Consider the following 18,008-nt stretch of genomic DNA (forward strand, 5'->3'; position numbering starts at 1 on the left):
TTCGGGCCAACCGCAACGCGCGGTGACCCGGCTTCAAAGCTGGGTGGTGCTGCAGCCGCGCGACGCGCTGGCCTGGCAGACCCTGGCCCGGGCTTACCAGGTTCAGGGCCAGTCCTTGCGTGCTGTGCGGGCCGAGGCCGAAGCGCGCGCCGCGCAGCTCGACTATTCGGGCGCGGTGGACCGTTTCCGGGCGGCGCAGTCTCTGCCCGTGGCCGAGCGCAGCGCCGATTCGATGGAAATGGCCATCGTCGACAGCCGCCGGCGTGACGTGGAACTGCTGCTGCGAGACAGCGTGAAAGAAGAGGAAGACAGCAAGCGCTGAGGCGGGCTGCGACCCGCGCAGCGGCCAGCTCAGAGAACGGCTTTGACCGCCGCGTCCACCACCAGCATGAGCGCCGAGTAGATCAGTGAGCCCAGCATGGCGGCCCAGAAGCCGTTCACGCCGAAGCCATCCATGAGGCTGGCCGCGGCCCAGAACAGCAGCGCGTTGATGACAAACAGGAACAAGCCCAGCGTGATCACCGTCACCGGCAGGGTGAGGATCACCAGCACCGGGCGCAGCACCACGTTGAACAGACCGATCACCGCCGCGGCGATGAGCGCGGCGGTGAAGCTCTGGATCTGCACGCCGGGGTACAGGTAGGCCACCAGCAGCAGCGCGCAGGCTGCGAGCAGCCATTTGAGGATGAGCTTCACGGGGTCAGCAGCCGGTTGGTCAGTGTGCCGGAGCGGCCTTGGCCTGGCGCGAGGCCACGTACTTTCCGACCACCAGCACCAGCAAGGCACCAGCGACCGAGGCGCCGTACTTCACCACATCGTCCTGGGGCAGCTTGAGCATCCACTGCCACTTGTCCGGGTTGGCCATCACCGGGTCGGACACCAGCATGCCGCCGGCGATCCAGCCCAGCAGCATGCCGCCGGCCGTGATGATGATCGGGAAGCGGGCCATCAGCTTGATGACCAGCTGGCTGCCCCAGACGATGATCGGGATCGAGATCAGCAGGCCCAGCACGACCAGCAACATCTGGTGTTCGCCAGCGTTCTGTGCGGCGCCGGCAATGGCGATCACGTTGTCCACGCTCATCACCAGGTCGGCGACGATGATGGTCTTGATGGCGGCCAGCAACTTGTCGCTGGTGGCCATTTCGCCGTGGCCCTCCTCGTCAGGCGCGAGCAGCTTGACACCAATCCACACCAGAAGGATCGCACCGACGAACTTGAGCCACGGCAAGGCCAGCAGCGTCATGGCGAAGAAAATCAGGATGACGCGCAGGACGATGGCACCCGCCGTGCCCCAGATGATGCCTTTGGTGCGTTGTTTTGGCGGCAGCTTGCGGCAGGCCAGTGCGATCACGACCGCGTTGTCACCCCCCAGCAGGATGTCGATCATGATGATCTGCCCGAGGGCGATCCAGAAAGGCAGCGAAGTCAGGAAGTCCATAAATTTTCTTGGTCAAATATTGGGAAGAGCAGGACGCAAGACACCTCGTGATGACCAGGAACAACCTACTCGCCTGCGCGGGCGCCGGAGCGTGATTGTAGTGGTGGGCGCCCATTTGCCCCAGTAAGCAGTTCCCACAGCAGCTGCGAAACGATGACCCCTGCGCGCCGGAGGCAGGCCGATCTGGCTATCATCGGCCTCCCTCAAGAGACCCCCATGGCCGGCATCCACATCACCGACATTGAAGCCGCGATCAACCACTGGCGCGACAAGTCTCCGTCGCCCGACGGCGTTTCCTTGCCCCAACCCACGCGCGCGCTGGCCGAGGTGTACGCCCTGATGGTGTTCTTTCACGAAGTCGAGGCAGACGAAGCCACCTTGCCAGCCGCCGCACATGAAGCCTGGCTGGCCTGGTACGACACCACGCCCGACACACCGTGTATTGCCATCTGCTCCACCAGCCAGGGCGACGAAGTGTGCAAGGGCTGCGGCCGCCTTTTTGACGAGGTGCAGCGCTGGACCGAGATGTCGCCCGGTGAGAAGCGCGCCACCTGGCGGCGCATCACCATCGAAGACGACGCCTGGCGCTTCAACCGCTACGCGGAGCGCGCCCGTTGATATGACCAGCTCGGCTCACGCCGGGACGGTGTAGTTGGCCTGGGTCAGGTGGTCCACGCGACAGCTGAAGTCACTCACCCAGTCGATGAACTCGCCCACGGCCGCGCCTGCCAGCGGTGCGCCGTGCTGCGGCACGATCATGCGGATCGGAAGCGTGCGCGCCATGTGGGCCCACAGGCGCAGCACCTTGCCCGACACCATGTAGCGCCGATGAAAGCTTTCCATTCGGGGAATGTGCCCCGCCAGCGAAGTGACCATGCAGGCGGCATCGGCCGACGAACCCATCGACACGCCCAGGTCGCCGGAGAACAGGATGCGGCTGACCGGATCCCAGAACTGGAAATTGCCCTCGGAGTGCATGAAATGCGGCGCGAAGTGCTCCCACAGGCGTAGCGTGGCCTGGGTGCTGGTCATCCAGCGGTCCAGCGAGGTGATGATGTCCGGATCCGCGTGCGAGGCCAGGATCGCGGACAGCTTGCTCGGTGGGAAGTAGCGGCCGATGGTCAGCAGCTCCGGAGTCGCGCGGGATGTGCGCTCGCCGGACTCCAAGGGCATGGGGCTGCCGACCGTTTGAGGCAGGTCAAGCCTTGGTGTCGGGCGACTTCGGCGTCAGACGCGGCGCGCGAGTTCGGCCGCCTTGCCGGTGTAGCTGCCGGGGGTCATGGCCAGCAGTCGCGCTTTTTCCGGCTCGGGAATTTCCAGGCTTTCAATCAGTCCGTGCAAGGCTTCGGCCGTCACGGTCTTGCCGCGGGTGACTTCCTTGAGCTTCTCGTACGCACCCGACACCCCGTAGCGGCGCATCACGGTCTGGATCGGCTCGGCCAGCACTTCCCAGGCCTTGTCCAGATCGTCGGCCAGCGCTTCCTCGTTGAGCTCCAGCTTGCCCAGGCCCACGCCCATGGAGTGGTAGGCCAGCACCGCGTAGCCCAGGGCCACGCCCATGTTGCGCAGCACGGTGGAGTCTGTCAGGTCGCGCTGCCAGCGGCTGATGGGCAGCTTCTCGCTCAGGTGGCGCAACAGCGCGTTCGACAGACCCAGGTTGCCCTCGGCGTTCTCGAAATCGATCGGGTTGACCTTGTGCGGCATGGTCGATGAGCCGATTTCTCCAGCCTTCAGGCGCTGCTTGAAATAGCCCAGGCTCACATAGCCCCAGATGTCGCGCGAGAGGTCGATCAATATGGTGTTGGTGCGCGCGACCGCATCGAACAGCTCGGCCATGTAGTCGTGCGGCTCGATCTGGATGCTGTAGGGCTGGAAGGTCAGGCCCAGGCCGAGCGGCTCGGGTTGTTCGATCACGTTGCGGCTGAAGGCTTCCCAGTCGAAGTCGGGCCAGGCGCTCAGGTGGGCGTTGTAGTTGCCCACCGCGCCGTTCATCTTGCCCAGCAGTTTCACGCTGGCGATCTTCTCGCGCGCGGCGGCCAGGCGCACCACGACGTTGGCGATTTCCTTGCCCACGGTGGTGGGGCTCGCGGTCTGGCCGTGGGTGCGGCTGAGCATGGGCACGGCCGCAAACGCGTGGGCCATCTCGCGCAGTTTCGCGATGACCGCGTCGAGCGAAGGCAGCAGCACCGCATCGCGCCCGCCCTTGAGCTGCAGTGCATGGCTGGTGTTGTTGATGTCTTCGCTGGTGCAGGCAAAGTGCACGAACTCGGCCGCCTTCTCCAGCTCGGGCCGGGCTTCGAACTTGGACTTGATCCAGTACTCCACCGCTTTCACGTCGTGGTTGGTGACCTTTTCGATGTCCTTGATGGCCTGGCCATCGGCCTCGCTGAAGTTTTTCACCAGGCCCATGAGGTAGGTGCGAGCACCCGGAGACAGCGGTTTGAACTCGGCGAGACCGGCGTCGGACAAGGCGATGAACCACGCGATTTCCACCTGCACGCGGCGGTGCATGTAGCCCAGTTCGCTCATGAACGGGCGCAGCTGGCCCAGGCGACCGGCGTAGCGGCCGTCCAGCGGAGACAGGGCAGAAATGGGGGACAAGACCGCCGACGGTGCGGCGGCAGAGGGCGTGGAGGCTGAAGCCGATGGGGTGGTGGGGCGCATCCGGCGATTGTAGGAGGCGGGGCTTTCAATCGGCCTTGTCAGTCGGACCGAAGGCCGGGCTGGCTAAAATCGCCTTCCCACGGGCAACCGTCTTCACCCACCTGTCCTCCATGAAACTCATCGGCGCCATCCCCAGCCCTTACGTGCGCAAAGTGCGCGTCGTCATGGCCGAGAAGAAGCTGGATTACCAGTTCATCCTCGAAGACGTGTGGTCGGCCGACACCCAGATCGCCACCTCCAACCCGCTGGGCAAGGTGCCCTGCCTGGTCATGGAAGGCGGCGAAGCGGTGTTCGATTCGCGCGTGATCGTGGAATACCTCGACACGCTTTCACCGGTGGGCAAGCTCATCCCGACACAAGGCCGCGAACGCGCCGAGGTGAAGACCTGGGAAGCCCTGGCCGATGGCCTGCTCGACGCCGCCATCCTCGCGCGCCTGGAATCCACGTGGCCCGGACGCACCGGCGAGCAGCGCAGCGACGCCTGGATCGACCGCCAGATGGCCAAGATTGAAGCGAGCCTGAAAAGCATGAGTCAGGGCCTGGGCGAAAAGCCTTTCTGCTCGGGCATCCACTTCAGCCTGTCGGATGTGGCCGTGGGCTGTGCGCTGGGCTACCTGGACTTCCGCTTCCCGGTGATCGACTGGCGCACGCCGTACCCGAACCTCGCGCGTCTGGCCGAGAAACTCAACCAGCGCCCAAGCTTCGTCGACACGAAGCCGGATTGATTGCGCTCAGGTGTTGGCTCTTCGTTTGAGCCAGCGCATCAAGCTGCCCACCACGGGCAGTTTTTCGTAGAGCTCTTCCGCTGCGTCCCAGTAGTCGCGGTGGTCGCTGATCAAGCCGTCGGCTGTCAACACCAGGTGCGAGCCGCCACGCACCACCTGTTCGGTGGTGGTGTCAAAACGCTTGAAGCGAAAGCGGAACTCCCACACCAGAAAGCACTGCGTGCCGTCCACGATGCGGCTGCTCACCACGAAGCGCGGCTCGTGCAGGCTCTCGAACATGTGCCTGAACACCTGCTCGATCGCGGGGATGCCGTGCACCTCGTTGAACGGGTCCTTGAAGCGCGCGTTGGCCGTGTAGAACTCGCCGATGCTCGCCACCGATTGCGGCGAGATCGTCTCGAAGTACGCGCAGAGGCGGTCGACCGCCGCGCGGGTGTCGCTGCTCACAGGCCGGTGGCGCGGCGCACCGCGGGAAAGTAGGCGCGGTAGGGCAAGAGGCGCATGAGCTTCATCCAGCGCGTGAAGCGCTTGGGGTAGTGCACTTCAAACACGCCCCGGCCCCAATCGTCGATCATGGCCTGCGCGGCTTGCGGCGGCGTGATGAGTGCGGGCATGGTGAAGTCGTTTTGCGCCGTCAGCGGCGTCTGCACGAAACCAGGATGCACCACGCTCACGCCCATGCCCAGTGGCTCCAGATCGAGGTAGAGGTTCTCCGCCAGGTTGGTGAGTGCGGCCTTGGTCGGGCCGTAGGCCAGGCTCTTGGGCAGGCCGCGGAAACCCGCCACGCTGCTGATGAGGCTGATGTGGCCTTTGCCACGTGTGCTCATGGCCGGCACCACCGCATCCATCACGTGCAGCGCTCCGATGTAGTTGATGTCCATGTGCCGCTTGAGATCGGCCATGTCCATTTCGGTGGCGCGCATTTCGCGGTAATGGCCGGCGCAGTACACCACCAGATCGAGCGGCCCCTGGGCCAGGATCTCGCGGGCGGTGGCCGTGACCGCATCCGCGTCTGTCACGTCGAGTGGCCAGGCTTGTGCGGTCACGCCGTGCTGCGGCGGATGGTTCAGCACGAAGCGGTCCAGCGCTTCGCGACTGCGTGCCGACACCAACACCTGCGCGCCGCGCGCGTGCAGGGCCGAGGCAGTGGCCTCACCAATGCCGCTGGAGGCGCCGACCAGCCACACGCGCAGGCCACGCCAGTCGGTGATGGGCGGGTTCATGGGCTTGAACAGCGAGAAGCCACGCGGAGAAGCAGCGACGGCAGCCGCTTGCGTCGGCGCTTCGACAAAGGCGCGTGGAGTGCTCATTGGTCAACCTTCGTGCTGCGCACTGCGGTGCGAGCTGGCTTGGGGCGGCCCGGCGCCGCGCTCATGGGTTGCGCCTCACGAACGACAGCGTGACCTCACCGAGGCGGATGCCGAACTTGCTCATTTCTGCCTTGTTGAGCATCACACGCTCATCCATCAGGTACATCCAGTCGTCGAACTGCACCTCATAGGTTTTGCCGTCCACCGGCAGCAGCAAGGTGTAGCCCCAGCGGAAGGCGTTGCCTTTCTGCTCGCCACGCGCCGTGCCCACCACGTCGTCGGCCGTGCCGCTGAACTGCCCGTTGCCCAGGTGTTTCATGCGCCAGATGCGCTTGCCGGTGGTGCCGTCGCTGTAGTTGAAGGTCTCGTCCAGCACGCCGTCGTCGCCGTTCCAGGTGCAGACCATCACCACGGTGAAGCGCTTGACCACCGCACCCGAGCGGTCGGTGAACACGCCGTAGGCGTCCAGCGTGCCGTTGAAATAGGTGCGCAGGTCGAGCAGCGGCTTTTCGCTCGCGTACTGGCCGATCTGCGGGCCGGCACAGCCCGCGAGGGCGGCAGCGGAGGTGATGCCGGCGGCGAGCAAGAGTCGTCTTTGCATGGTGGGGTCTCAGGAAGTGGTGGATGTTTGCGGAAGCAGGGCCGCGCGCTGCTCGGGCCGGATCACGAGCGCGTAGAGCGCGCTGCCGGCCAGCAGCTTGAGCACACAGGGCAGCAGGCAGTAGGCGATGGTCAGCGTCTGCAGGGCGGCCGGGTCGCGTGCGCCGGGCTCGTAGCCGAACAGCGCGAGTAGCGGTAGCGCCAGACCGGCGGCCAGCGCCAGGTTGAGCTTGGTGGCAAAGCTCCACCAGCCGAAGTAGGCGCCTTCGCGCTGACCGCGTTCACCCAGCTGCCCGATGAGGCCGGCAAGCATGGCGCTGGGCAGGGTGAGGTCGGTGCCCAGGGCAATGCCGGAGAGCGCGCAGACGATGAGGAAAGGCACCACGTCGCCCGCACCCAACGTGGCGGCCCAGATGAACACCGCCACGGCCAGCGCCATGCCCACCAGCCAGGTGCGCGCCAGGCCGATGCGCCCGACCAACCGCACCCAAAGCGGAATCGATAGCGCTGCACACAGGAAGTAGGTGGCGAGAAACGCGGGCTCCACCGAGGGCGAGGCCTGCAGGCGGTCCTGCACGAAGAACAGCACCAGCGTGGCGGGCACGGCGCTGGCGGTGCCGTTGATCACGAACACCGCGAGCAGGCGCAGAAACGCGGGTTGGCGCAAGGGTGAGGCGCCGAGCTTCAGGACGGGCCCCGCGGCTTTCAATGCGATCGGTGTGGCCGAGCGGCTCCACGCCCACCAGCCCAGCGTGAGCAAGACGGCGAAGGTGGAGACGGTCGCGCCCAAGCCGAGCGTGGCCGGCAGCACTGCAGCGATCAACACGCCCAGCAGGGACAAACCTTCGCGCCACGCCACCACGCGGCTGCGCTGCGCTTCGTTGCCGCCCAGGCGCGCGCCCCACGACTGGTGGGCGACGGCCACCACGCTGTAGGCGGTGTAGGTGATGGCCATCAACAGGCCGGCCCATGCCAGCAGCACGGTGGTGCCTGCCTCACGCACGGCCGTGGGCGGAAACAGCAAGCCCCACAGCCCCAGCGCCAACACCACCGCAGCCACGGCGGATGCTGCGAGCACGGCGGCAATGGAGCGCGAAAAGAGGCGGTCGCACCAGCGCCCGATGATCGGATCGAGCACCGCGTCCACCAGGCGCGCGGCCAGCAACACGAGGCCGAGCAGGGCCAGCGGTGCGCCAAATTCGCGGGCGTAGTGGTTGGGCAGGATCACATACAGCGGCAGCGCCACGAAGGCCAGCGGCAGGCCGAGCAGTCCGTAGCCCAAGCCGCGCCGCCAGGCACCCGCGCCGATGAAGCGGCTGGCCGGCTCAACCGGGGTGGCTGCCGCCGAGGTCATGGCGTGCGGGCCGCGCCGGTGATGCCCTGGATCAACGTGTCGCGCATGCGCGGCTGCGAGGTCTTGGGCGATAGCCAGATGCCGAAGAACAGGCGCGAGAACGCGTCGTCCGCCACCTCACCGAGCAGCCTGCCGTTCAAGTAGAAGCGCGCGCCGCTGCCAGGCACGTGCACACCGGTGATGCGGTCGCCGCGCTTCACGTCGGGGAACAGGCTGCTCATGGCCTGGGTCCACCGTGTGGCCTGGGCCGGTTCGATGGGGGCCAGGTCCTTCATCTCGCCAATCGATCGCTCGGCAATGTCGGCACCCTTGAAATCCCGCAGGTAAGCCAGCTCCAGGCCGAAGCGCTGGTTCTCGAAGCGACCCGCGTCGAAGCCGGGGAGCGCCCACAGGCTGGCGTCGTACACATCGAAGCCCCAGTAGCGCAGCCGCGCTTTGCCCACAGCAGTCTTGTCCTGCAGGGCCGCGCTGAGGGTGGGCTCGGGCGCCTGCGCAAACGCGGGCGCGCCGGCCAGACTGCCGAGGATCAGAGCGAAGGAAATGACGGCGAGCTTCATGGTGTGGCCCTCAAACCGGCTTGCGCAAGGTGTACTGGACCACGTCGGTGCTGCCCTGCTCGAAGGCGGCTTCGCAGTACGCCAGGTAGAACTCCCAGATGCGCAGGAAACGCTGGTCAAAGCCGAGCTGCAGCACCCGATCCTGCTCGTGCAGGAAACGTTCGCGCCAGATGGACAGCGTGCGGGCGTAGTCCAGGCCGAAGGCGAATTCGTCCACCACTTCCAGACCGGCCTTGGCGGCCTGCGCGCGGAACTCGCTCGGGCACGGCAGGCAGCCGCCGGGGAACACGTACTGCTGGATGAAGTCGGTGCCCTTGATGTAGCGCTCGAAGTGTTCGTCGTCGATCACGATGCTCTGCACGCAGGCCTTGCCTCCGGGCTTGAGCAGGCGGGCAACGGTCTGGAAGTAGGTCGGCCAGTACTCGCGGCCCACGGCCTCCACCATCTCGATGGAGCAGATCGCGTCGAACGGTGCGTCGTTGATGTCGCGGTAGTCCTGCAGGCGCAGATCGGCCCGGTCCGCGCGGCCAAGGCGCTGCATGCGCTCGTTGGCGAATTCCAGCTGCTCGGTGGACAAGGTCACACCCGTGACGTGCGCGTCGAACTCGGTGGTGGCCTTCTCGGCCAGCGCGCCCCAGCCGCAACCGATCTCCAGCACGCGGTCGCCCGGCTTCACGTCGGTCATGCGCAGCGCTCGGCGAACCTTGGCGTGCTGCGCGGCCTCCATGGTCTGGTCGGGGCTCTCGAACAGGGCCGACGAGTAATTCATCGTGTCGTCCAGCCACAGGCCGTAGAACGCGTTGCCCAGGTCGTAGTGGGCGTGGATGTTCTTGCGGCTGTTGGTCTTGCTGTTGCGGTTGAGCAGGTGCTTGACGCGGTAGGCAAAACGCCCGAGCCACGAGCCGTAGATCACGTCTTCCACTTCGCGGCGGTTGGCCACCATCAGCGAGAGCAGCGCGGGCAGGTTCGATGTTGTCCAGTCGCCGGCGATGTAGGTCTCGGCAAAACCGATGTCGCCCGACTTGAGCGAGGCCGAGCACACGTTCCAGTTGTTGAGCTTCATGCTCGCGTGCGGGCCGTCGACCTGGCCGAAGCGCTGCACGGAACCATCGGGCAGTTGCAGCGTGAGGCTGCCGTGCACCAGGCGCTGCAACAGTTGCAGCGTGGTGCGGGCGGCGGCGGGTGCGTTGCGCGGCAGCGAGAAACCGGCGGGGCTGGTGGAGGCGGTGGAGCTGTTCATGGGTGGCTGTGTTCGGCGTTCACGGGAGAGGCCGGCAGTGCGGCGGCGGTGACGAATTCGCCCGGAGGCGGTGGCTGGCGGAAGAAGGGCGCGCGCTTGATCCACAGGCGCACGGCCTGCCAGTGGATGCGCGCCATGACGCCGAAAGTCATGGCGGGGTAGGACCACAGCGCGCGGCGCAGGCTGCGCGCATTCAGGGGCTGCAGTTCGCCGCTCACGCTGGTGTTGAGCAGCGGCTCGCTGTCTGCGCCTGCACCGAGGTCGTCGAAGTAGTCGATGCGCGCCACGGTGCGCGGTGTGGCGCCTTCGGCGCGCATGAAGACAAAGCGGTAGCGCCCGCGCACCGGACAAAACGGCGACACGTGGAACACCTTGCTGGCCTCGACGGGCTGCCCGTAGTGCGGCTCATCCAGCAGGTAGCAGTGGCGTTCGCCAAAGGTGTTGTTCACCTCGGCCAGTACTGCGCGCAGCGTGCCATCAACCCGGTGGCAGTACCAGAAGCTCACCGGCTTGAAGGTGTAGCCCAGCACGCGCGGGTAGGTGTGCAGCCACACCTCGCCACCCGCGTCGTCGATGCCGTGCTGTTGCAGGAGTTCGTCGAGCCATTTCAGGCTGTCGGCGCGGCCATCGCCGTGGTCGGCGTCGTTGAAGCTGAGTGCCGCGCGGCGGTTGCGGGCCAGCGCGCCCGGGCCGTGCTGGCGCAGGCTGCGCATGGGCAGCATCAGGAAATAGGTGGGGTAAGCGAAGGCGTTTCGCTGCGGGCGGTGGCGCGTGTGGCGCACTTGGCCGAAGCCGATCTGTGCGACCGGCGCCGTGTTCATGCAAACACCCCGGGCAAGGCGGCGCGCTGGGCGTCGACGCGCTGCGTCATGGGCACGAGCTGATGCGCATCGATCAGCGCGCGCGCCGCGTGCAGGCCCGACTTCAAGCCGTCTTCGTGGAAGCCGTAGCCGGTCCACGCGCCGGCAAAGTACGTGTTGAGCTGACCCTGCATGGCCGGCACACGGGCTTGCGCGCGGATGGCGGCGAGGTCGAACACCGGATGGTCGTATTCGTACTCGCCCACCACGTGTTTCGCCGCGATCTCGCGCTGCGGGTTGAGCGACACCACCACCGGCTGTGCCACCGGCAACGGCTGCAGGCGGTTGAGCAGGTAGTGCAGGCAGACCTGCGCGGATTCCACGCCTTTGCTGGGTGCGCGTTCGTAGTTCCATGCGGCCCAGGCCAGTTCGCTCCTGGGCAGCACCGAGGCGTCGGTGTGCAGCACCGCGCGGTTGGGCTGGTAGCGGATGGCGCCGAGCACCTCGCGCTCGTCTGCCGAGGCCTCGCCACCGAGCATGCGCAAAGCCTGGTCGCTGTGGCAAGCCAGCACGATGGCGTCAAACCGTTCCACCTGTCCTTCGGTCACCACGCGCACGCCCTGAGCGTCGCGCAGCACTTGCTGCACCGGCGCGTTCAGGCGCTTGTCGGCGATGTTGTCGGTGATCTTCTGCACGTACTGGCGCGCGCCGCCGTCCACCGTGTACCACTGCGGGCGGTTGGTCACCTGGATCAGGCCGTGGTTGTGGCAGAAGCGGACCATGGTGGCCACCGGGAAGGCCAGCATCTGGTCGGTCGGGCAGCTCCAGATGCAACCCATCATGGGCAGGAAGTACCAGTCGCGGAACTCGTCGGAGAAACCCTGTGCTTTGAGAAAGTCGCCCAGCGGCTGCAGCAGCGGGCTGTTGTCCCGCAGGTCTTCGCCCTGCTCGGCCAGCCGGGTGGTGACGCGGTTGAAGCGCACGATGTCGGCCAGCATGCGCAGGAAGCGTGGGTTGAACAGGTTGCGGCGCTGGGCAAACACGGTGGAGAGGTTGCAGCCACTCCATTCCAGCGGGCCGCCGCCGGGCGCGGCACCCGGGGCCTGCACCGAGAACGACATGTCGGACTTGGCAATCGGCACGCCCAGCTGGGCGAACAGCGCCAGCAGGTTGGGGTAGGTGCGTTCGTTCAGCACCAGAAAGCCGGTGTCCACGCCGAAGGTGGTGGCCACGCCTTGCGCGTTCGGCAAGGTCATGTCGACCGTGTGCGTGTGGCCGCCGAAGTAGTCGCCCGCTTCAAACAGCGTGATGTCGGCCAGACCTTGCAGCGTGTGCGCCGCGGCCAGGCCCGAGATACCGGAGCCGACGATGGCCACGCGCGGTGATCGGGCGTCGCCCCGCACGGGGTGGGAGGGGGTGGAGATGAGGTCCGTGAACATGGTCGGGCCTCAGTGGGAGCCAGCGGTGCTGGTCGGGATACAAAAGACTGCGAAGCGCCCCGAAACGAACAAGGGAGGGAGGGAGGAGGAGGAGAAGCGCCTCGGGATTTCAGGCCGGTCACAAGGACCGGACAGGCTTCGCAGTGCAAAACGGAATTCGGTGGCCGGCTGCTCAATCGGCCTGTCGGTTGAGAGAAAAACACGCCCAAAAAAGTTCCGGACGGGTGTCCGGGGGCTGTTTTTTCTGTCGGGCGAAGGAGCGTGCATGGCGATCAAGGGGGTCAAAATAGACTGAACGGTTTTATTGTGACTGATCAGTCACGATTTGGTCGATAGAAATCGCTCGATGTCCTTGACGAGTGAAGGGTTTTTCGGGTCGAGCGTGCTCGGGTAGCTGCGCACGGTCTGTCCGTCGCGCCCGATCAGGTACTTGTGGAAGTTCCATTGGGGGGTCTCGCCGGTCTTCTGCGCCAGCTGCCTGTAGAGCGGGTTGGCGTCGCGCCCGATCACGCTGGACTTGCTGAACATCGGGAATTTCACGCCGAAGGTGTTTTCGCAGAAGTCGGCAATGGCCTGGTTGTTGCCCGGTTCCTGGCGCCCGAAATCGTTGGCCGGGAAGCCCAGCACCACCAAACCCCGGGATTTGTATTTCGCGTACAGCGCCTCAAGCCCTTCGTACTGGCCAGTGAAGCCGCAGAAGCTGGCGGTGTTGACCACCAGCACCACCTGCCCGCTGTACTGGCACAGCGACTGGGGCTTTTCGTCCTGCAGGCGGTCAAAGCGGTGCTGCAGCAGGGCCGGGCAGGTCGGGGTGGCGGCGGGCTGGGGCGCCTGGGCTTGCGCCGCCGGGCCCAGCAGCGCGCAGACCGCGACCACGCAGCCCGCAGCCCAGCCCTTGAATACACGGGGATTGCCGTGGACAAGCGGTGATTTCATGACAAAAACTCCATAATCTAACGAAACATTGGATCATTTGTCCATGACAAGCTCAAGCTCCGAAACCCCTGCCGGACACACCATCGCCGACGTCGAACGCGACACCGGCCTGTCCAAAGACACGCTGCGGGTGTGGGAGCGGCGCTATGGATTTCCGATGCCGGTGCGCGACGCACAGGGTGAGCGGCAGTACGACAACGAACAACTGATCCGCCTGCGCCACATCCGCCGCCTCATCGACGCCGGCCATCGACCCGGCGGGGTGGTGGCCTTGCCGCTGGAAGAACTCGTTGCACTGGATACGCACCGGCCGGGCAAGCGGATTCAGGCGCGTGCGCCCGACACAAGCGATGACGTTTGCCCGACCATGGCGCAGTTGCTGCCCATGCTGCGCCGCCAGGACGCCCACGCCTTGCGCCAAGCCATGGCCCAGGCGCTCATGGAGCGCGGCCTGGCGCGTCTGATCACCGACTGCGTGGCGCCAATGAACGTGCAGGTGGGCCAGGCCTGGCTCGACGGCCAGCTGGCGGTGTACGAAGAACACCTCTACACCGAGATCGTGCAGTCGGTGCTGCGCCAAGCGCTGGGCCAGCTGACCCAGGCCCGCGCGCCCACACCGCCGCGCATTCTGCTCACCACCCTGCCGGGCGAGGTGCACAGCCTGGGCCTGCTCATGGCCGAGTGCTTCATGGTGATGGAAAGTTGTCACACCATTCCGCTGGGCGTGCAGACCCCGCTGCCCGATATCGTGGCCGCCACGGCCACCAGCGGCGCCGACATCGTGGCGCTGGGCATCACGGCGGCGCAAAACCCGCGCGATGTGCGCGCCGCGCTCGAGCAGTTGCGCGAGCGCCTGCCGCCGCGCGTGGAAATCTGGACCGGTGGCCAGAGCCCGGCCTTGCTCAAGCCCCAGCGAGGTCGCCTGCCCGGGACCGGCCCGCTCTTCTGGCCCATGGCCCGCTTGCAGGACATTCCCTTGGGCGTGGCCCGCTGGCGTGCGCAGGCCCTGGCGGGTGCCGCATGAGCGGTTTCAAAGGCAACAAGTCAACGTTGCCGCAAAAACCCTGCGCCGCATGCGGACGACCGATGACCTGGCGCAAGAAGTGGGAGCGCAGTTGGGACCAGGTGAAGTACTGCAGCGAACGTTGCCGCTCCGAATCTCCCAAGAAATCTTCATGAATCTACCGACGCCTTTGCCCCGGCCCCTGCGCCGGCTGGTGCTGGTGCTGGGTGACCAGCTCTGGCTGGGCAACCCGGCCCTGGCCGACTTTGACCCCACGCAAGACGCGGTGCTCATGATCGAAGCGCCCGGCGAAGCCAGCCACGTGTGGAGCCACAAGGCCCGCATCGTGTTGTTCCTTTCGGCCATGCGGCATTTCCGGCAGACCCTGGTGCGCAAGGGATTCCCGCTGCGCTACGTGAACCTGGACGACGTGGCGCTGGACCAGCCCGCCACCGCCACACTGCCTGCGCGCCTGCAGCGTCTGCTCGAAGAGTTCCAGCCGCAGGCGCTGTGGCTGTGCGAGGCGGGTGAGTGGCGGCTGCAGCAGGACATTGAAGCCATCGCCACGGCGGCCGCGGTGCCCCTGCGCTGGTTCGACGACACACACTTTTTCTGCAGCCGCCAGCGCTTTGCGCGCTGGACCCAGGGCCGCAAGGAATGGCGCATGGAGTACTTCTACCGCGAGATGCGCCGCGAGCACGGCGTGCTCATGGACGGCGGACAACCCGTGGGCGGGCAGTGGAACTTTGACGCCGACAACCGCAAGAGCTACCCCAAACAGGGGCCGGGGCTGATCACTCCGCCCGCGCAGTTTGAACCTGATGCCATCACGCGAGAGGTGATGGCACTCGTGCAGGCGCGCTTTGCCGACCACCCGGGCGAACTCAAGAGCTTTGCCTGGCCCGTCACCGCCGAACAGGCGCGCGAAGCCCTGCGCCACTTTGTGGACCAGCGCCTGGAGATGTTCGGCAGCTACCAGGACGCGATGTGGACCAAGACCCCGTTCGGCTGGCACTCGCTGCTGTCGGTGGCGCTCAACCTGCACCTGATCGACCCGCGCGAGGTGGTGGCTGCGGCCGAAGCCGCGCACCGCGACCGGGGTGTGCCGCTGGCCAGCGTCGAAGGATTCGTTCGCCAGGTGCTGGGCTGGCGTGAGTTCATCCGCGGCGTGTACTGGATGGACATGCCCGGGATGAAGACCGCCAACCACTACGGCCACACACGCCGGCTGCCGGCTTGGTACTGGACCGCACAGACGCACATGGCCTGCATGAAAGACGCTGTGGGCCAGACACTCGAACACGGCTACGCGCACCACATCCAGCGCCTCATGCTCACCGGGCAGTTCGCGCTGCTCGCCGGGGTGGACCCGCAGCCCGTGGCCGACTGGTACCTCGCGGTCTATGTGGACGCCATCGAATGGGTGGAGTTGCCCAACGTGGCCGGCATGGCGCTGTTCGCCGATGGCGGGCGTTTCACCAGCAAGCCGTACGTGGCCAGCGGCCAGTACATCGATCGCATGAGCGACCATTGCAAGGGCTGCCGCTACCAGCCCAAGTTGCGCACAGGTCCGCAGGCCTGCCCGGTGACCACGCTCTACTGGAACTTTCTGGACCGCCACGAGACCGAACTGGGAGCCAGCCCCCGCACCGCGCTGATGGTGAAAAACCTGCAGCGCATGGACCCGGCCGAACGGCAGGCCGTGCGGGACCAGGCCGTGCTGACCCTGGCCCGTCTCGATGATTTGTGAGCGCAACTGCTCTGCCCCCGCATAAAATGCGCCCGTACCGAAAGGCCACCATGCTCTACCCCGAACTCTTCAAACAACTCGAATCTGTGCGCTGGGACATGGACAAGGACATTCCTTGGGACCAGTTCGACGCCAGCGCCCTGACCGACGAGCAGGCGCAGACGATCAAGATGAACGCCATCACGGAATGGGCGGCGTTGCCGGCCACCGAGATGTTCCTGCGCGACAACCGCGACGACTCCGACTTCTCGGCCTTCATGTCGATCTGGTTCTTTGAAGAACAGAAACACTCGCTGGTGCTCATGGAGTACCTGCGCCGCTTCCGCCCCGACCTCGTGCCGACCGAGCAGGAGCTGCACGACATCCGCTTCGAGTTCGACCCGGCCCCGCCGCTGGAAACGCTGATGCTGCATTTCTGCGGCGAGATCCGCCTGAACCACTGGTACCGCCGTGCGAGCGAATGGCACTCGGAGCCGGTGATCAAGAAGATCTACGCCACGCTGAGCCAGGACGAAGCCCGCCATGGCGGCGCCTACCTGCGCTACATGAAGCGCGCCATCGGCAAGTTCGGCGACGAGGCGCGTGTGGCCTTCGCCAAGGTGGGCGTGCTCATGGCCAGTGCGCGGCGCACTGCGCAGGCCCTGCACCCGACCAACCTGCACGTGAACAAGGACCTGTTCCCCAACGACACCATCCAGAGCCGCCTGCCCAACCCCGAGTGGCTGGAGCACTGGCTGGACAAGCAGATCGACTTTGATGCCGTGTGGGAGAACCGCGTGGTCGAACGCATCCTGCACAACATGAGCCTGCTCATGGAACAGAGCTTCAAGACCGTGCAGGAGCTCAACCGCTTCCGCAAGTCGCTCGCGCCGCCGGCCGTGATCGCACCGGCCTGAAGTCCACGCGCCAACGAAGAAGCCGCCCCGTGGCGGCTTTTTTGTGGGCGGTTCAGACGCGGCGCTTGTCCGCCTTGGCAGGCCACCAGGCGGTCAAGAGGCCCAGCAAGATGCCCCAGGTCACACCGGCCAGGTGCGCGACCTGCACCACGAAGAGTTCGTGCGTGCTGTCCCACACCACGGGTCGCTGCCAGGCCTGCTCCAGCGCCACCTTGGATAGCACCGCCACCGCGAGCAGCACACCCCAGAAACGCGCACGCTGGATGGGCAGGCGCTCCAGCGTCAGGTGCACCGCCACCACCAGCGCGCCCGCGTGCAGCAGGCCCGAGAGGCCGACCACCTGTCGCACGTCGGGCCACAGCAGCAAGGAGAGTTGGACCAGCGGCCACGCCAGCAGCCAGGCCAGCGTGCAGCGCCCATCGGGCCGCACGACCCAGCCAATGGTGAGGTAGGCGCCCAGCACCAGCAGGTTGCCGATCAGGTGCGGAGCATTCAGGTGGATCCAGGCGCTGGTCCACAGGGTCCAGGGATGCTGTGTCCAGGTGTCGGCGTGCCAGATGAGCGCATCGGTCCAATGGCCGCCCGACCACCACACCACCACGCTGACCGCGCCATGCACGCAGCACAGCGCCAGCCAGCTCAGCGGGCGTGTCATGCCGGCCGCGATGCGCCGGTGTGCGGGCCCAGCACGTGCTGCCACAAGGCCCGCACGGCGTCTGCCGAGGCCTGCACCGCCTCGGCGTCCACCTGTGTCGGGGCTTCGTCCAGGCGCGCGCGGTGCTGGATCTGGCGCAGTTCGCGGTAGGCCTGTGCGGCCGCCTCACCCATGCCGGGCTCCAGCAGGCCCGCCGCCTCGGCGCGGCGAAGCAGGTTGATGTTGCCGGTATTGGCGCGCAGCTCGGGGTGGGTGCGTGAGTGCAGCAGCACCAGGTACTGCATGACGAACTCCACGTCGACCATGCCGCCGGGGCTGTGCTTCACGTCAAACCGGGTGCCGCGCACCGGGTGTGCCTGGCGCACCTTCTCGCGCATGGACACGATCTCGCGCGCGAGCGAATCGCCGTCGCGCAGCGCGGTGATCACGTCTTCACGCACCGCATCAAAACGCCCGGCCAGCGACACGCCACCGAGCACGAAGCGCGCCCGTGTCATGGCCTGGTGCTCCCAGGTCCAGGCGGTGTTGCTGCCGCGCTGCTGCTGGTAGTTGGTGTAGGCCTGGAAGCTCGTGACCAGCAGGCCCGAGTTGCCGTTGGGGCGCAGCGCGGTGTCGATCTCGAACAGGTCGCCCTCGCC

19 protein-coding genes and 3 pseudogenes are annotated in these 18,008 nt (G+C 66.4%); 7 read left to right on the forward strand and 15 right to left on the reverse strand.

Features of this window, described 5'->3' with window-relative positions:
* Positions 1 to 322: pseudogene (locus Q0C59_RS11785) on the forward strand (peptidase M48); the annotation flags it as partial.
* Positions 323 to 351: 29 nt separating this feature from the next.
* On the opposite strand, the gene Q0C59_RS11790 reads toward Q0C59_RS11785, so the two are convergent.
* Positions 352 to 696 carry a phage holin family protein gene (locus Q0C59_RS11790; RefSeq protein WP_291215609.1) on the reverse strand — a complete coding sequence of 115 codons (345 nt, stop codon included), beginning with the start codon at positions 694 to 696 and terminating at the stop codon, positions 352 to 354.
* Positions 697 to 715: 19 nt separating this feature from the next.
* Positions 716 to 1,441, reverse strand: coding sequence for a TerC family protein (locus tag Q0C59_RS11795; protein ID WP_291215611.1), 726 nt, complete (start codon positions 1,439 to 1,441; stop codon positions 716 to 718).
* A 216-nt stretch (positions 1,442 to 1,657) separates the two neighbouring features.
* Here Q0C59_RS11795 and Q0C59_RS11800 point away from each other — a divergent pair, with 216 nt between their 5' ends.
* On the forward strand, positions 1,658 to 2,059 hold the full coding sequence (locus Q0C59_RS11800; protein ID WP_291215613.1) for a DUF3717 domain-containing protein: 402 nt from the start codon (positions 1,658 to 1,660) through the stop codon (positions 2,057 to 2,059).
* A 15-nt stretch (positions 2,060 to 2,074) separates the two neighbouring features.
* On the opposite strand, the pseudogene Q0C59_RS11805 reads toward Q0C59_RS11800, so the two are convergent.
* Together Q0C59_RS11805 and purB are read right to left on the reverse strand one after the other, a co-directional pair.
* A pseudogene (locus tag Q0C59_RS11805) lies at positions 2,075 to 2,560 on the reverse strand (MBL fold metallo-hydrolase); the annotation flags it as partial.
* A 108-nt stretch (positions 2,561 to 2,668) separates the two neighbouring features.
* Positions 2,669 to 4,105: an adenylosuccinate lyase gene (gene purB, locus Q0C59_RS11810; protein WP_291215615.1), complete on the reverse strand. Its 1,437-nt coding sequence runs from the start codon at positions 4,103 to 4,105 to the stop codon at positions 2,669 to 2,671.
* 110 nt (positions 4,106 to 4,215) lie between these two features.
* Here purB and Q0C59_RS11815 point away from each other — a divergent pair, with 110 nt between their 5' ends.
* Positions 4,216 to 4,830 (forward strand): glutathione S-transferase family protein, encoded by a 615-nt coding sequence (locus Q0C59_RS11815; protein WP_291215617.1) that lies wholly within the window; start codon positions 4,216 to 4,218, stop codon positions 4,828 to 4,830.
* 6 nt (positions 4,831 to 4,836) lie between these two features.
* Here the strand turns inward: Q0C59_RS11815 and Q0C59_RS11820 are convergent, their stop codons facing one another.
* The 9 genes from Q0C59_RS11820 to Q0C59_RS11860 form a co-directional block, all read right to left on the reverse strand.
* Positions 4,837 to 5,277 (reverse strand): nuclear transport factor 2 family protein, encoded by a 441-nt coding sequence (locus tag Q0C59_RS11820; RefSeq protein ID WP_291215620.1) that lies wholly within the window; start codon positions 5,275 to 5,277, stop codon positions 4,837 to 4,839.
* The gene (locus Q0C59_RS11825; protein WP_291215652.1) at positions 5,274 to 6,053 is read right to left on the reverse strand and encodes an SDR family oxidoreductase; all 780 of its coding nucleotides are present in this window, start codon (positions 6,051 to 6,053) and stop codon (positions 5,274 to 5,276) included. The genes Q0C59_RS11820 and Q0C59_RS11825 overlap by 4 nt, the downstream gene beginning before the upstream one ends.
* A 148-nt stretch (positions 6,054 to 6,201) precedes the next feature.
* On the reverse strand, positions 6,202 to 6,741 hold the full coding sequence (locus tag Q0C59_RS11830) for a DUF3833 domain-containing protein (RefSeq protein WP_291215622.1): 540 nt from the start codon (positions 6,739 to 6,741) through the stop codon (positions 6,202 to 6,204).
* A gap of 9 nt (positions 6,742 to 6,750) precedes the next feature.
* Positions 6,751 to 8,094, reverse strand: coding sequence for an MFS transporter (locus Q0C59_RS11835; RefSeq protein WP_291215625.1), 1,344 nt, complete (start codon positions 8,092 to 8,094; stop codon positions 6,751 to 6,753).
* Entirely contained in the window at positions 8,091 to 8,651 is a 561-nt protein-coding gene (locus Q0C59_RS11840) for a chalcone isomerase family protein (RefSeq protein WP_291215628.1), read from the reverse strand. The genes Q0C59_RS11835 and Q0C59_RS11840 overlap by 4 nt, the downstream gene beginning before the upstream one ends.
* Positions 8,652 to 8,661: 10 nt before the next feature.
* Positions 8,662 to 9,891, reverse strand: coding sequence for a cyclopropane-fatty-acyl-phospholipid synthase family protein (locus Q0C59_RS11845; protein ID WP_291215630.1), 1,230 nt, complete (start codon positions 9,889 to 9,891; stop codon positions 8,662 to 8,664).
* Positions 9,888 to 10,712, reverse strand: a complete 825-nt coding sequence (locus Q0C59_RS11850) for a DUF1365 domain-containing protein (protein WP_291215632.1) — start codon at positions 10,710 to 10,712, stop codon at positions 9,888 to 9,890. Before Q0C59_RS11850 ends, Q0C59_RS11845 begins: the two co-directional genes overlap by 4 nt.
* On the reverse strand, positions 10,709 to 12,130 hold the full coding sequence (locus Q0C59_RS11855; protein ID WP_291215635.1) for an NAD(P)/FAD-dependent oxidoreductase: 1,422 nt from the start codon (positions 12,128 to 12,130) through the stop codon (positions 10,709 to 10,711). Before Q0C59_RS11855 ends, Q0C59_RS11850 begins: the two co-directional genes overlap by 4 nt.
* A 318-nt stretch (positions 12,131 to 12,448) precedes the next feature.
* Complete coding sequence (locus Q0C59_RS11860; protein ID WP_291215638.1) at positions 12,449 to 13,066, reverse strand: glutathione peroxidase; 618 nt, start codon at positions 13,064 to 13,066, stop codon at positions 12,449 to 12,451.
* A gap of 43 nt (positions 13,067 to 13,109) precedes the next feature.
* On the opposite strand from Q0C59_RS11860, the gene Q0C59_RS11865 reads away from it, so the two are divergent.
* Genes Q0C59_RS11865 through Q0C59_RS11880 form a run of 4 tightly spaced genes read left to right on the forward strand, consistent with a single transcriptional unit; the run spans position 13,110 to position 16,715 of the window.
* Positions 13,110 to 14,090: a MerR family transcriptional regulator gene (locus tag Q0C59_RS11865; protein ID WP_291215640.1), complete on the forward strand. Its 981-nt coding sequence runs from the start codon at positions 13,110 to 13,112 to the stop codon at positions 14,088 to 14,090.
* A complete protein-coding gene (locus Q0C59_RS11870) occupies positions 14,087 to 14,245 on the forward strand; it encodes a DUF2256 domain-containing protein (protein ID WP_291215642.1) in 159 nt (52 codons plus the stop codon). The genes Q0C59_RS11865 and Q0C59_RS11870 overlap by 4 nt, the downstream gene beginning before the upstream one ends.
* Positions 14,242 to 15,819, forward strand: a complete 1,578-nt coding sequence (locus tag Q0C59_RS11875) for a cryptochrome/photolyase family protein (RefSeq protein ID WP_291215645.1) — start codon at positions 14,242 to 14,244, stop codon at positions 15,817 to 15,819. Before Q0C59_RS11870 ends, Q0C59_RS11875 begins: the two co-directional genes overlap by 4 nt.
* 50 nt (positions 15,820 to 15,869) lie before the next feature.
* On the forward strand, positions 15,870 to 16,715 hold the full coding sequence (locus Q0C59_RS11880; RefSeq protein WP_291215647.1) for a ferritin-like domain-containing protein: 846 nt from the start codon (positions 15,870 to 15,872) through the stop codon (positions 16,713 to 16,715).
* Between the two features lie 52 nt (positions 16,716 to 16,767).
* Here the strand turns inward: Q0C59_RS11880 and Q0C59_RS11885 are convergent, their stop codons facing one another.
* Together Q0C59_RS11885 and Q0C59_RS11890 are read right to left on the reverse strand one after the other, a co-directional pair.
* On the reverse strand, positions 16,768 to 17,370 hold the full coding sequence (locus Q0C59_RS11885) for a rhomboid family intramembrane serine protease (protein ID WP_291215650.1): 603 nt from the start codon (positions 17,368 to 17,370) through the stop codon (positions 16,768 to 16,770).
* Positions 17,367 to 18,008 (reverse strand): annotated as a pseudogene (locus Q0C59_RS11890) (glutamine-synthetase adenylyltransferase); the annotation flags it as partial. The gene Q0C59_RS11885 and the pseudogene Q0C59_RS11890, both read right to left, overlap by 4 nt.

The organism is Hydrogenophaga sp. (genome assembly GCF_022844385.1).
Lineage (GTDB): Bacteria > Pseudomonadota > Gammaproteobacteria > Burkholderiales > Burkholderiaceae_C > Hydrogenophaga.

What these genes read in the sequence shown, in the direction of transcription:
- Q0C59_RS11795 (WP_291215611.1), bottom strand. Translation starts at nt 1,441, where the DNA reads ATGGACTTCCTGACTTCGCTGCCTTTCTGGATCGCCCTCGGGCAGATC.
- Q0C59_RS11800 (WP_291215613.1), top strand. Translation starts at nt 1,658, where the DNA reads ATGGCCGGCATCCACATCACCGACATTGAAGCCGCGATCAACCACTGG.
- purB (WP_291215615.1), bottom strand. Translation starts at nt 4,105, where the DNA reads ATGCGCCCCACCACCCCATCGGCTTCAGCCTCCACGCCCTCTGCCGCC.
- Q0C59_RS11815 (WP_291215617.1), top strand. Translation starts at nt 4,216, where the DNA reads ATGAAACTCATCGGCGCCATCCCCAGCCCTTACGTGCGCAAAGTGCGC.
- Q0C59_RS11825 (WP_291215652.1), bottom strand. Translation starts at nt 6,053, where the DNA reads ATGAACCCGCCCATCACCGACTGGCGTGGCCTGCGCGTGTGGCTGGTC.
- Q0C59_RS11830 (WP_291215622.1), bottom strand. Translation starts at nt 6,741, where the DNA reads ATGCAAAGACGACTCTTGCTCGCCGCCGGCATCACCTCCGCTGCCGCC.
- Q0C59_RS11835 (WP_291215625.1), bottom strand. Translation starts at nt 8,094, where the DNA reads ATGACCTCGGCGGCAGCCACCCCGGTTGAGCCGGCCAGCCGCTTCATC.
- Q0C59_RS11840 (WP_291215628.1), bottom strand. Translation starts at nt 8,651, where the DNA reads ATGAAGCTCGCCGTCATTTCCTTCGCTCTGATCCTCGGCAGTCTGGCC.
- Q0C59_RS11845 (WP_291215630.1), bottom strand. Translation starts at nt 9,891, where the DNA reads ATGAACAGCTCCACCGCCTCCACCAGCCCCGCCGGTTTCTCGCTGCCG.
- Q0C59_RS11850 (WP_291215632.1), bottom strand. Translation starts at nt 10,712, where the DNA reads ATGAACACGGCGCCGGTCGCACAGATCGGCTTCGGCCAAGTGCGCCAC.
- Q0C59_RS11855 (WP_291215635.1), bottom strand. Translation starts at nt 12,130, where the DNA reads ATGTTCACGGACCTCATCTCCACCCCCTCCCACCCCGTGCGGGGCGAC.
- Q0C59_RS11860 (WP_291215638.1), bottom strand. Translation starts at nt 13,066, where the DNA reads ATGAAATCACCGCTTGTCCACGGCAATCCCCGTGTATTCAAGGGCTGG.
- Q0C59_RS11865 (WP_291215640.1), top strand. Translation starts at nt 13,110, where the DNA reads ATGACAAGCTCAAGCTCCGAAACCCCTGCCGGACACACCATCGCCGAC.
- Q0C59_RS11870 (WP_291215642.1), top strand. Translation starts at nt 14,087, where the DNA reads ATGAGCGGTTTCAAAGGCAACAAGTCAACGTTGCCGCAAAAACCCTGC.
- Q0C59_RS11875 (WP_291215645.1), top strand. Translation starts at nt 14,242, where the DNA reads ATGAATCTACCGACGCCTTTGCCCCGGCCCCTGCGCCGGCTGGTGCTG.
- Q0C59_RS11880 (WP_291215647.1), top strand. Translation starts at nt 15,870, where the DNA reads ATGCTCTACCCCGAACTCTTCAAACAACTCGAATCTGTGCGCTGGGAC.
- Q0C59_RS11885 (WP_291215650.1), bottom strand. Translation starts at nt 17,370, where the DNA reads ATGACACGCCCGCTGAGCTGGCTGGCGCTGTGCTGCGTGCATGGCGCG.